We start from the raw sequence: 12273 nt of genomic DNA on the forward strand, positions 1-12273 counted from the left end.
CAATGTTGTAAATGGAACCCGTTATGGATAATCCTGCCTGCCCTGAACTGCAACCCGGCAATCCGGAGATTCCCGGTGCGACGCTGGTAACGGTAAATAATCAATCAGGCGTTAATTTTTCGGTGGCGGCTCCTGAAGCAATAGCGGTATGGCTGTGTCTGTTTGATCAGGATAATCAGGAAGTCCGTCTTCCGATGGTACGGTCAGAACAGGGTATCTGGCATGGATTTGTTGCCGGTCTAGGTGAAGGACAGGCTTACGGCTTTCGTGTCGATGGCCCCTGGGAACCGGCTTCAGGACATCGCTTTAACCCGGATAAACTCTTGCTGGATCCGGTGGCTCGCGAAGTCAGGGGGAACGTTGCATGGCAGTCACCGGTTTATGATTACAGTGTCGATGGTGAGGGCAACTGGTCACGAGACAGCAATAATAATGCTGACTTTGTTCCCCGTTGTATTGTTCGAAGCAGGGCATTTGACTGGCAGGGCGTCAGCTTGCCTGAAATCCCGGTTTCAGAACAAATAATTTACGAAACTCATCTCAAAGGTTTTACCCGGCTTCACCCTGATATTCCTGATGCATTGCAGGGATCTTATCAGGGAATGTGTCATTCAAGCGTTATCAGCTATCTGAAACGGCTGGGCATTAATACGGTTGAACTATTGCCGGTGATGGCTTTTGCCAGTGAACCCCGATTAGTGCAAATGGGGTTAAGCAACTATTGGGGATATAACCCACTGGTGTTTGCTGCGCCTGAACCCTCTTATGCCGTTAATGATCCGGTAACCGAGCTAAAGACAATGGTTCGGGAACTGCACCGTGCCGGTATTCGGGTCATTATGGATGTGGTGTTTAATCATACCTGCGAGGGTGGTAATGACGGGCCTTCGCTTTGTCTGCGGGGGCTGGCAGCCAAAGAGTATTACCTGCTGGAGTCACCGGGTAATAATGGTGCTATGTCCTATGCCAATTACAGTGGTTGTGGCAATACCCTGAACTTTGATTCTCCCCTGATGCAGCAGCTGACTTTGCACTGTCTCCGACTCTGGTGCGAGGAATATCATATCGATGGCTTCCGGTTCGATCTGGCGCCTGTGCTGGGTCGGCACCGGGAACAGTTTGAACGGGAACATCCGCTCTTCAAAGCCATTGAGCAGGATCCACTACTCAGTCAGCGACAAATGATTGCCGAACCCTGGGATATTGGCCCGGATGGTTACAGGCTTACCGGCTTTCCTCAGCACTGGCAGGAATGGAATGATCGTTATCGTGATGGTGTTCGCAGTTTCTGGCGTGGCGATAACCGACAGATTGTTGATCTGGCCTGGCGCATGACTGGCTCAGTCGATCTGTTCGGGCTGCAGCGTCCGGAAGGCAGCATTAACTATATCTGCAGTCATGACGGATTTACCCTGAGTGATCTGGTGTCCTATACCGAGCGCCGAAATCTGGATAATGGCGAGCAGAATCGTGATGGCGATCAGCATAACCTGTCCTGGAACTGTGGAGCAGAGGGTGAAACGGAAGATGCTGTGGTTCTGGGCAGGCGGTTACAGGCCCGCAAAAACCTGCTGGCAACCTTACTTTTGTCACCGGGTACACCCATGCTGATGGCTGGTGATGAGTGGGGAAATGGCCAGCAGGGGAATAACAATGCCTACTGTCAGGATAATCCGATCAGCTGGCTGGACTGGAACTGGTTAAAACAAGATTCCAAGAGGAACCATCACAATGCATTACATGCCTATGTGGTGGAGCTGATGGCATTGCGCAAGCAATGTCAGCCTTTCCTGAGCTCGGTCAGAAAGGGTGCCGGAGGCCAGCCTCAACTTGCAGTTCAATGGTATGGCCGCAATGGCAATCAGCTGAGTGCAGAGATGCTGCCAGCAGAATCAGGTCATGCATTTCAGGTCTGTTATTCCCACTCCGGCAATAACGGACAATGTTTGCGGATTTTGATTAATAATGAGTCCCAGCCTGTATCTTTCAGTTTTGCTGAACAGGGTCCGCAGGCTTTGTGGTGGCGGATACTGTCGACAGCAGACAGTGATCCGTTTTACCGGGAAGTGTTACTCTTCAAAGGCTGGTATCCGGTACCAGCCCGCAGTGTTGTTGTGATCAGGGAGCAGTCAGCCAGATAGCTCTCAAATAGCAAGCTCAGGGCAGCTCACCCAGGGAATGAAACTGACCACCGCTGTAGATACCCAGCAGGGTTTTGTCCTGCAGCTGTTGCTCTTCTGCCATCTCGACCAGTTGGTAAAACACGTTACGATGGAGTCTGGCATCCAGCCGGTCACGTACATTAATGTAGGGCAGGTTTTCACCATTTGAGGTCTGCTCGATACGCAACGGGTTTTCAGTATTCAAAACCACCTCGTCGCTAACATTGGTGGTCATAACCAGTTGCTGCTTCTCACCACTGCCGGTCACCTCAAAGCCGGTAATAATAAACGGCACATCATCTACCCGGATTCTGACTTTTTCTACCGGGGTCACCAGGTAGTAGGCATCATCGGGATCGCGGCGAAGAATGGTGGAAAACAGCCGTACCATACTTTCCCGGCTGATCGGGGTGCCCATATAGTCCCAACTGCCGTCACGCTTGATATGAATATCGATATCGCCACAGAAGGCCGGGTTCCAGTCATGTACCGGCGGCAGTCCGCGTTTGCCATGCTGTTGTGCCGTGGCTGCCAGAGACTGGGGATTAACGGATTGCCGGGTCATAGAATAGTTGCTCCTTCCGCGAACGGACGATGTTTACCGTTTGTCGTGTGCTTATGATTGTTATTGAATCGTACTTGTCACGATTTTACCGGTTGCATAGGATGCTTGCCCAGAACCTTATTCAACCCGCAGGAAAACCTATTGCGCTGCTCGATTATTATTCCGGTACTGAACGAAGCTGACCAGATTGTGGCAACGCTGCAGCCATTACAGCCATGGCGCGCCAAAGGCCATGAAGTGGTGCTGGTGGATGGTGGCAGTGAAGACCATACCTGCGAGCTGGCTACACCACTGGTTGACCAGGTAGTTACCAGTGGTCGTGGCAGAGCTTTACAGATGAATACCGGTGCCAGAACGGCCAGTGGCGATGTACTGCTGTTTCTGCATGCGGATACAACGCTGCCGAAGGATGGTGTAGAGCAAGTTATTGAAAACTGCAGTAATGACAATGGGTGGGGGCGGTTCGATGTGAAACTGACTCCGGGACATTTTCTGTTTCCGCTGATCGGCTTTATGATCAGCCTGCGTTCCCGCATCACCGGTATTGCCAGTGGTGATCAGGCAATGTTTGTAACTCGTGAACTGTTCAATCAGGTGGGTGGCTTTCCCGTGCAGCCACTAATGGAGGATATTGAACTCAGCCGCCAGTTGAAACACATCATGGCGCCTCAATGTTTAAAGTCACAGGTGATTACTTCCAGCCGGCGCTGGCAGGAATATGGCGTGGTCAGTACCATTCTGCTGATGTGGCGCCTGCGATTACGCTATTACATGGGCGCAGCGCCGGAAACACTGGCACAGGAATATCGTTTTACAGTCCGGGCAAAAAAAGGCATGCTGCCGTCCCGATCAAAACAAGCTGATAAGTGATTCATGGCTGCTGATAAGGAAGCCTGTGTGCTGTTGTTTGCCAAGCCCCCCGTTGCGGGTAAAGTTAAAACCCGACTGATTCCGGCTCTCGGTGCAGAAGGTGCCTGTCGTTTACATCAAAGACTGCTGGAACATGTGGTTGAGCAGGTCAATGCATCAGGTATGGATGCCTGCCTGTGGGCCGCTGATGATCCGCAACATCAGGGATTTGAAAATCTGTCATTAAGCCGCTGGCAAAGAAAAACCCAACCCCAGGGTGATCTGGGTAACCGCATGCAGACGGCGGCAGAAACCATGCTGAAGCAGTATCGCAAGGTGTTGCTGATTGGTAGCGACTGCCCGTTGCTGAATACAGAATACTTTGAGCAGGTTTTACAACAGCTGGAACAGCAGCCGGTGGTCTATATCCCGGCTGAAGACGGTGGTTATGTGTTGTTGGGACTGTCGGAACAGATGCTGTCACAGTCCATGAGCCCGCTGTTTGAGAATATTGACTGGGGAACAGACAGCGTTTTGGAACAGTCCCGCCAGCAGTTACAGCAGGCCGGTATTCAGTGGAATGAACTGACTGAACTTTGGGATATTGACCGGCCTGAAGATGTTGAACGGTTAAGCAAGGTAAAACCGGAACTGGTTACCGGTTTGCTATGAATGAACCTGATCCAGCTGTGCTTCCAGCTCTGCCAGTTTACGGGCCACGCGACGACTGTCGGCTTTAAGTTTACCCTGAAGATATTGCTGGCGCAGTTCGGTAATCAGACGATCCCGTTCGGAAAGAAATACAAGGTTATCGGCCTGTTTTGCTGCACTGACTGAAGCATCCTGCGGGTCAGTTGCAAGGGATTTATCCTGCGGCATGATTTTGTCCTTGTTATGGTGCCGTATCGACTTCAGTATGCAATGGTACTGTAATGGCTGCAACTGTGATTGTCAGGAAACAAACAGGTCAATAGCCGGAAAGATAACTTTGGTAAGTTTCTGAATCAGCGTGCCGGTTTCGTTACAGTTTCCGGCTTGTTATATTTTTTAAACACCCTGTTAATGTGGCTAGGGGCTGCTGAGGTTTTGGTAGCCGTTAACTGGCGTGAACAACTCGACCCTATAAGAGGAATCTCGGCGTGAATGCATGGAAAACATGCGTCTGCTCTCTGGCACTGGCCGTCAGTGCGATGTCGGTGCAGGCAGATGACTGGCAACCGATTGATCAAGAAGATCACTGGGAAAGCTTTAACCGCGGCGCCTTTGCCTTTAACGATACGCTGGACACCTGGATTCTGAAACCGGCTGCCCAGGGCTATGACTATGTTGTTCCGGACAAAATGCAGTCCATGGTGGGCAACTTCTTCAGTAACCTGGGTGAGCTGCGCAATATGCTCTATTCCGGGTTGCAGCTGGAAGGTAAAGAAGCGGCTACTGCGGGCGGACGTTTCCTGGTGAACTCGACTGTGGGCATGCTGGGGCTGCTGGATGTGGCCGGTGCCTATGGCATGGAAGGTAACGACAAGGACTTTGGCCTGGTGCTGGCCGACTGGAAAGTGTCTTCCGGACCGTTTGTGATGGTACCGTTCTTCGGCCCCAATACCGTACGCTCCGGTGTGGGCCTGGTGCCGGATCATTATGCTTACCCGGTGAGCTATGTCGACGGGGGGGAAGGTCTGGCCCTGAATGTGGTGCGGCGTCTTAACCAGCGTTCCGGTCTGCTGAAATCTGAAGACCTGATCGTGGGTGACAAGTACAGCTTTATCCGTGATGCCTGGCTGCAAAACCGGGAATATCGGATAACCGGTGAACTGCCGGTGGACGATTTCTAAATCTCCGTTACACTCACTATCCAGCCTGATGCTTGCCGGCTCTGTGATTGTCGACCTTTGTTGGCAAAAGTGTTGGCAAATTTGCTGGCGAGCCCTGTCATCAGGCTTCCTGTCATTTGATGTTACATCCGGGTCTGTTGCAGCTGTATTTTTATGGGAGTATGGTTCAAGCAGACAGGGTGTTTTTTTACCAGGCTCTGTTAACCTGAGTTCGGTGTGGCTCGGTGTGGTTACCTGCCGCTCTCAGCCGTGAGTTGGCTAAAAGGTAATATGGGCTGACAGAAAGCCGGGGCCGGGGCGCTGTAAAGCAGATAACGATGATGTTACCCATAAGGATGCCTGAATGACTGTTGGACGCAGCACGCTGCTTGTCATCGATGACGATACGATCGTCAGGGAAAGCATTGTGGCCTATCTGGAGGACAGCAATTTTGCTGTGCTCGAAGCCGAGAATGGCGATCAGGGGTTGCAGGTATTCCGGGACTGCTCTCCGGAACTGATTCTGTGTGATCTGCGCATGCCGGTGATGGACGGGTTGGCCGTATTGCGTCAGGTACGGGAAGAATCGCCCGAAACACCTTTTATTGTGGTCTCCGGTGCCGGTGTCATGGCCGATGTGGTCGAAGCCCTGCGGCTGGGTGCCAGCGATTATATAATCAAGCCGATTGTTGATCTCGAACTGCTGGAATATTCCATTAACCGGGCACTGGAAAACTCCCGGTTGTTTCAGGAAAACCTGCGTTACCGGGAAAGTCTGGAACAGGCGATTGAATCACTCAATGACAGCCTGAATCTGCTGAAGTCGGATCAGAAAGCCGGGCGCCAGGTTCAGTTGAAAATGTTGCCGCAAACGCCCTGGCGTTTCGGTTCGTTCCATCTTGAACATCATATCAGCCCTTCGTTGTATCTCAGTGGTGATTTTGTCGACTACTTTCCGCTGAGTGATCATACCTTTGCTTTTTATCTGGCCGATGTTTCCGGCCATGGTGCATCCTCTGCATTCGTAACCGTATTGCTGAAGCATATGTCGCTCAGCCTGCGGGATGAATATTCCGGCCGGCGGGCCAGCCTGAAGGTGAAACCTTCGCAGGTGCTTTCCTATATTAATAAAAGCCTGCTGAATACCGGCCTGGGCAAACATGTCACGGTGTTTGGTGGCATTCTGAATACTGAAGAAAGAACCCTGACGTATGCTTTTGGAGGGCATTTCCCGCTGCCGGTGCTGGCGGCAGGAGAAGAGAGCCGTTTTATTGAAGGGCGTGGATTACCGGTGGGGCTATTCCCGGATGCGGAATATGAAGATGACACCATTCCGCTGCCGGACAATTTCAGTTTGACCGTGCTTTCCGACGGTATTCTGGAAATTCTGCCCCACAAAACCCTGCAGGAAAAAGAAGCCTTCCTGTTGTCCTCTATTCAGAGTTGCCATGGCAATATGGACTCCCTGAAACAGGTGCTTGGTGTTGAGGACCTCAAGGGCGCTGCACCGGATGATATTGCCCTGCTGATGCTCAGAGGGGACACCCGTACCGGTCTTCAGACCGATAATCTTGTTCCGGATACGGTTGTTGAGGATGACAGTCAGGACTCAACGTCGCATAATGCCGCCTCCGCTGAACAAGCTGAAAATACAGCCCGGAAAGACAGATGACTGCTGGTAAAATCCGTTTCGCCGAAGGCGATGGAACTTTTATTCTGAAATTTATCGGTGATGTACGGCTGACGTTGTGTACAACACTGGACGGCTTTATCGACGAGATGTTTCGTAATGAGTCGGTTGCTGACATCATCATTGACCTGACCGAAACCGAAGGTATCGACAGCACCTCGCTGGGATTGCTGGCGCGCCTGTCACGGCAGGCCGGACAGCAGTACCGGCTGACACCGACGATCTGGTCAACCAATCAGGATATTACCCGCATTCTGGAAACCATGGGCTTCCGGCAGGTCTTCAATATTGTGGAAGAGGCCGGTGAATGTCAGTACCAGTATGCTGATCTGCCATTTCGCGAATGTACCGAACAGTCTGCCCGGGAAAAGGTCGAGGATGCCCATACCTGGCTGTGCAATCTGAATGACAAGAATCGGGAAATGTTTGGTCCGCTGCTGCGGGAAATGAAAAAAGACAAGGCAGGATAAAGGCAGATACCTTCAGTATCTGCCTCTTTTCAGGCTATCTCGATCAATAGCCCTTCATCGAAAACGATTACAGGCTGCTCAGGAAGCTTTCCAGCTTGACCTGATCAGCTGCGAACGCACGAATACCTTCAGCCAGCTTTTCAGTTGCCATGGCGTCTTCGTTCAGCGCCCAGCGGAAACCTTTCTCGTCCGGAATGTACAGCTCTTCGGAAGACTGTGGCTTGTCGGCGAACAGTTTCTGTTCGATCGGATCGTTGCTGGCAGCCAGCTTGTCCAGCAGTGCCGGCGCGATGGTCAGACGGTCACAACCGGCCAGTTCAGTGATTTCACCGGTGTTACGGAAGCTGGCACCCATGACCACAGTCTTGTAACCGTGCTGCTTGTAGTAGTTGAAGATGCGGGTTACAGACAGTACGCCCGGATCTTCGTTCGGTGCAAACTCACGACCTTCCTTCGCCTTGTACCAGTCCATGATACGGCCAACGAACGGGGAGATCAGGAATACGCCGGCATCGGCACAGGCAGCAGCCTGACCAAAACCGAACATCAGGGTCAGGTTGCATTCGATGCCTTCCTGCTCCAGCTGTCGAGCCGCCTGAATACCTTCCCAGGTAGAAGCGATCTTGATCAGGACACGATCCTTGCTGATGCCTTCTTTCTCATACATCCGGATCAGACGGTGAGCACGTTCGATGGTCGCAACACGATCGTAAGACAGGCGAGCATCAACTTCAGTAGAGATGCGGCCGGGAATGACATTCAGGATTTCCTTACCGATGCCTACGGCCAGGGTGTCACCCGCCAGACCCAGCTGTTCACTGCTGGAACCGTCGAACTTGCGACCGGCTTCGATGGACTGGGCAACCAGCTCTTTATAGACCGGCAGGCCGGCGGCCTTCAGCAGCAGTGAAGGGTTGGTGGTAGCGTCAACCGGCTTCCAGGTGCGGATCGCTTCGATATCGCCGGTGTCGGCGACAACGGTAGTCATCTGGCGCAGTTGTTCTAACTGACTTGTCATGGGGGTTCCTTACATTGCAATGCAGGTGGAAATAACCATGAAACCCGGCTCCATGCCGGTATTTCACAGAGTCAGAAGTGGTAAGTGTCTGGACACTTATGCCATCAGCAAATGGCTGACCCGGATCAGCAGTTAACCAGCGCAGCGGCTTGTTTCAGTGTATCAACACTGGCCTCGGGGCGATGGGCATTTTCACTGATATAGCGACGGAACCGGCGGGCACCGGGCAGGCCCTGGAACAATCCCAGCAGATGGCGGGTCATATGATTCAGGCGCACACCCTGTGACATTTCATGTTCAATATACGGATACATGGCGGCCAGCACGTCATGGCGGTCGGTTTCGTCAACATCCCGGTCAAATATCAGTTTATCAGCTGCAGCCAGAATGTAGGGATTGTTGTAGGCCTCGCGACCGATCATCACCCCGTCTACATGCTTTAGATGTTCCTGGGTTTGCTCAAGGGTCTGGATGCCGCCATTGATAATGATTTCCAGATCCGGGAAGGTCTGTTTCAGCTTGTACACCACATCATATTTCAGTGGTGGAATCTCGCGGTTTTCCTTGGGGTTAAGGCCTTCCAGAATGGCAATCCGGGCATGGGCGATAAAGGTTTTGCAGCCGGTGTCGGCAATGGTGCCGACAAACTCGCACAGCTCATCCCAGGAGTCACGACCATTAATGCCGATCCGGTGTTTGACGGTTACCGGAATACTGACCTCATCCTGCATCGCCTTGATGCAGTCAGCCACGGTTTGCGGCTCGGCCATCAGACAGGCACCAATCCGGCCTTCCTGCACCCTGTCACTGGGACAGCCCACATTCAGGTTTACTTCATCATAACCATGGGACTGGGCAAAACTGGCACACTTGGCCAGATCGGTCGGGTTACTGCCACCCAGCTGAATCGCGACCGGCTTTTCGCCCGGGTGATAATCCAGGAAGCGGGCCCGGTCACCGTGGAGCAGGGCACCGGTAGTCACCATCTCGGTATAGAGCAGGGTATGACGGCTCAGCTGACGCAGGAAGTAGCGGCAGTGACGGTCAGTCCAGTCCATCATGGGAGCTACACTTAGACGTCGGTCCAAAGCATTTTCTTTAATCATATATAAATCAATAAGATACCGAGGTTATATGATTTCAATTCGTACGAACGTCCGTCACATTTACAGTCATTTTGACCCTTTTTTGGGTCAAAATTTCATGGTGGGGCCCTATTTCGGTGCCCCATTTTCCATGGGGCACCGCAAATTTGACCTATAATTTCAGTCGTGGAGCCTCAACAATAGCGAGTAATACATGGCATCATTTTCAATAGAAAAGCGAACCCGCAAGGATGGCACCATCCGCTATCGGTGTGTGGTCAGAGTCAAAAAGGATGGCGTGATCATACACCGGGAATCCCAAACATTCAGCACTAAAAACAAGGCCCGGGCTTACGGTAAAAAAAGATCGGTTGAGCTTGAAGACCCTCACTATCTGAAAAGCCTCTACCATCAGGACAAGCCTGCTCAACACAGCCTTCTTGGCACGCTGATAGAAAAATACCAAAAGGAAATTTACCCGTTAAAACCCTGGGGGCGAACCAAGCATTATGTGCTTGATCTGCTGTTGCACTCGGCACTTGCAGCTAAAAATGTCTATGAAATCAAGGCAGCGGATATTATCACTCACTGCAAGAGCAGAAAAGAGGCAGGAGCAGGTCCTGCAACAATTGCGCACGATATATCCTATTTACGGGCGGTTCTGGCTACAGCTAAGCCTAACTGGGAAATTAATGTAGATGCCAGTGCTATTGATGACGCCATGCTATTCCTAAGCAGCCATAATCTAATAGGGCACAGCAAACCACGTGACAGGAGACCGACACGTGAAGAAGTCAAACAGATAAGAAGTGCTCTTGAGAAACGTCAGTCAGCTCGGCAAAGTACGATTCCACTTGTTGATATTTTTGATTTCAGTATTCAAAGCTGTATGAGAATCGGTGAAGTGTGTCGAATTTTGTGGGAAGACCTGGATCTGTCAAGAAAGGCCATAAAGGTTCGCGATCGTAAAGACCCCCGGCATAAGAAGGGTAACGATCTGACTATTCCGCTACTGGGTGAAACGATGGAGATTATTCAGCGTCAGCAAATGGTGAGCGACAGAATATTTCCTTATGACCCGAGATCAGTTTCTGCCGCATTCCAACGGTGCAGAAACAAATTAGGAATAAAAAATCTTCGATATCATGATTTACGAAGAGAGGGGGCAACCAGATTGATGGAGCTTGGTCACAAAATTGAAGATGTAGCAACTGTTACTGGCCATAAAGATATCAATGTATTATGGAAAATATATACTGCCATCAGTCCTGAAAGCGTACATGAAAAGCACAGTGAGTTGACAAGGAAGAAAAAAGAATGATATTGGAATCTATGATAGCAAGCTCTCTCTGAGACGAGTTGCTGTGAAGAGATCTAAGACAGGTCCAATATATATTTCATATCTTTGTTTATTTGATTCCATTCTTCCAGAGCTTCTGATCTGAGCCTGTGAAGCCATTGCGCGTAATCAAATATTGATACTACATAAGGACATTTCTGACTTTTCCCCAAGCGTATAGCAGGGAAGGGTAAAGCATCAAGATTTGCCTTTTTTATAGCTGTCTGAAGAGTCATCTTCAAATACCCCCTTTCAATGAGCTGATCCAGCGTGATTAACGTATGATCATTGAATTCTCTCCTCAGATGTTCAATTAGTTTTTCCATACAGCTTTCTCATTTTAAAAATGTCCATATATATAATTAAAGCAAAAAATACCTATATTACAAAATCTGGCGGTAAGTTTCAGTTAATTGAAAAAATTCAGTTTTTTGTTTGTGTATAATATATATAATTCACAAATGATATAGGAGCTATCTTTTGAATGATTTTTTTGCTTGTTGGAAGGATCCAAAAAACCCGTTTCAAAGTTCATCGCAATTACCTATCGATTATCCTATTTTGGGAAAGCATTTGTACAGCTTGGCAAAGTCCTTAAATTTTTCTGTTATGGATGCGTGCTGGTTTTTTGGGATTACTAATGCCAGTTGGTATGAGTATTCAACCAATCATTACCCTAAGATGGAAGAACGTCACGCTCGAGAATTGAGAAAGCTATTTGATGAATCTATACGAGACGGAGATTTTGACTCAAGAGTAAAGAGATTGAACTCCAAAATACAGGATGAGATAGAGTCCTTTAGAGAGAAGGAAAAAAAAGCATCCCGCCATCCGAATAAACCCATCAATGATATATCCCTATCATTGCTATGCCGTTTTTTTAGCGTCATGCCAGATTGGAGCAGCTGTATTACCATGAAATCGCCTGACATTAAAAAGCTGGATTTGTTGTTTAAAGAGGCGTTTAAACATATTCCAGATCAAGCCAAAGCTCATAGCACATGTTTAGAGCCATGCATCGGTGCTTTGCTGGGTCGAGATAAAAATGCGGGCTACCGCTGGATTCAAGGTGTCAATCAACCTCACTCTACTGTCAAGCGTTTGGCTCATGCACTTATTCAGTGGCTTAGCTATGAAAGTGCAGGTGATATTTGTTCTGCTGAAATATCATCTGAAGAGCGTACCAAGCGAGCATATTGGTGGTTAGCTCTATCCCAAAATGAACATAAGTTATTAAATAGAGAGTGGGGGAATGGCATTCAACGAGGTTAATCTGTGTAGTAA

Annotated in this window: 13 protein-coding genes; 8 read left to right on the forward strand and 5 right to left on the reverse strand. The window is 49.9% G+C overall.

Features of this window, described 5'->3' with window-relative positions:
• The first annotated feature begins 23 nt into the window (after positions 1–23).
• Positions 24–2141 (forward strand): glycogen debranching protein GlgX, encoded by a 2118-nt coding sequence (gene glgX / locus ACYZZ0_RS00975; protein WP_461534697.1) that lies wholly within the window; start codon positions 24–26, stop codon positions 2139–2141.
• A gap of 16 nt (positions 2142–2157) precedes the next feature.
• Here glgX and ACYZZ0_RS00980 read toward each other — a convergent pair whose 3' ends face one another.
• Positions 2158–2727, reverse strand: coding sequence for a DUF1285 domain-containing protein (locus ACYZZ0_RS00980; RefSeq protein WP_461534698.1), 570 nt, complete (start codon positions 2725–2727; stop codon positions 2158–2160).
• A gap of 141 nt (positions 2728–2868) precedes the next feature.
• Here ACYZZ0_RS00980 and ACYZZ0_RS00985 point away from each other — a divergent pair, with 141 nt between their 5' ends.
• Positions 2869–3597 (forward strand): TIGR04283 family arsenosugar biosynthesis glycosyltransferase, encoded by a 729-nt coding sequence (locus ACYZZ0_RS00985; RefSeq protein ID WP_461534699.1) that lies wholly within the window; start codon positions 2869–2871, stop codon positions 3595–3597.
• 3 nt (positions 3598–3600) lie between these two features.
• Complete coding sequence (locus tag ACYZZ0_RS00990; protein ID WP_461534700.1) at positions 3601–4248, forward strand: TIGR04282 family arsenosugar biosynthesis glycosyltransferase; 648 nt, start codon at positions 3601–3603, stop codon at positions 4246–4248.
• On the opposite strand, the gene ACYZZ0_RS00995 is transcribed toward ACYZZ0_RS00990, so the two are convergent.
• Positions 4243–4455, reverse strand: a complete 213-nt coding sequence (locus ACYZZ0_RS00995; protein WP_461534701.1) for a hypothetical protein — start codon at positions 4453–4455, stop codon at positions 4243–4245. The genes ACYZZ0_RS00990 and ACYZZ0_RS00995 overlap by 6 nt on opposite strands.
• 260 nt (positions 4456–4715) lie before the next feature.
• Here ACYZZ0_RS00995 and ACYZZ0_RS01000 point away from each other — a divergent pair, with 260 nt between their 5' ends.
• The 3 genes from ACYZZ0_RS01000 to ACYZZ0_RS01010 all read left to right on the forward strand — a co-directional run bounded on the left by ACYZZ0_RS01000 (position 4716) and on the right by ACYZZ0_RS01010 (position 7547).
• Positions 4716–5408, forward strand: coding sequence for an MlaA family lipoprotein (locus ACYZZ0_RS01000; protein ID WP_461534702.1), 693 nt, complete (start codon positions 4716–4718; stop codon positions 5406–5408).
• A 343-nt stretch (positions 5409–5751) separates the two neighbouring features.
• Positions 5752–7059: a SpoIIE family protein phosphatase gene (locus ACYZZ0_RS01005; RefSeq protein WP_461534703.1), complete on the forward strand. Its 1308-nt coding sequence runs from the start codon at positions 5752–5754 to the stop codon at positions 7057–7059.
• The gene (locus tag ACYZZ0_RS01010; RefSeq protein ID WP_461534704.1) at positions 7056–7547 is read left to right on the forward strand and encodes an STAS domain-containing protein; all 492 of its coding nucleotides are present in this window, start codon (positions 7056–7058) and stop codon (positions 7545–7547) included. Before ACYZZ0_RS01005 ends, ACYZZ0_RS01010 begins: the two co-directional genes overlap by 4 nt.
• 67 nt (positions 7548–7614) lie before the next feature.
• Here ACYZZ0_RS01010 and tal read toward each other — a convergent pair whose 3' ends face one another.
• Positions 7615–8565, reverse strand: a complete 951-nt coding sequence (gene tal / locus ACYZZ0_RS01015) for a transaldolase (RefSeq protein ID WP_461534705.1) — start codon at positions 8563–8565, stop codon at positions 7615–7617.
• Between the two features lie 125 nt (positions 8566–8690).
• Entirely contained in the window at positions 8691–9653 is a 963-nt protein-coding gene (dusA, locus tag ACYZZ0_RS01020) for a tRNA dihydrouridine(20/20a) synthase DusA (protein WP_461534706.1), read from the reverse strand.
• A 211-nt stretch (positions 9654–9864) separates the two neighbouring features.
• Between dusA and ACYZZ0_RS01025 the strand changes: the two genes are divergently transcribed.
• Positions 9865–10971 carry a tyrosine-type recombinase/integrase gene (locus ACYZZ0_RS01025; RefSeq protein WP_461534707.1) on the forward strand — a complete coding sequence of 369 codons (1107 nt, stop codon included), beginning with the start codon at positions 9865–9867 and terminating at the stop codon, positions 10969–10971.
• Between the two features lie 53 nt (positions 10972–11024).
• Here the strand turns inward: ACYZZ0_RS01025 and ACYZZ0_RS01030 are convergent, their stop codons facing one another.
• Positions 11025–11315: a pyocin activator PrtN family protein gene (locus tag ACYZZ0_RS01030; RefSeq protein WP_461534708.1), complete on the reverse strand. Its 291-nt coding sequence runs from the start codon at positions 11313–11315 to the stop codon at positions 11025–11027.
• Positions 11316–11469: 154 nt separating this feature from the next.
• Here ACYZZ0_RS01030 and ACYZZ0_RS01035 point away from each other — a divergent pair, with 154 nt between their 5' ends.
• A complete protein-coding gene (locus ACYZZ0_RS01035) occupies positions 11470–12261 on the forward strand; it encodes a hypothetical protein (RefSeq protein WP_461534709.1) in 792 nt (263 codons plus the stop codon).
• The last annotated feature ends 12 nt before the right edge of the window (positions 12262–12273 follow it).

It is taken from the genome of Spongorhabdus nitratireducens, from assembly GCA_947387575.1.
Taxonomy (GTDB): domain Bacteria; phylum Pseudomonadota; class Gammaproteobacteria; order Pseudomonadales; family Endozoicomonadaceae; genus CANDOC01.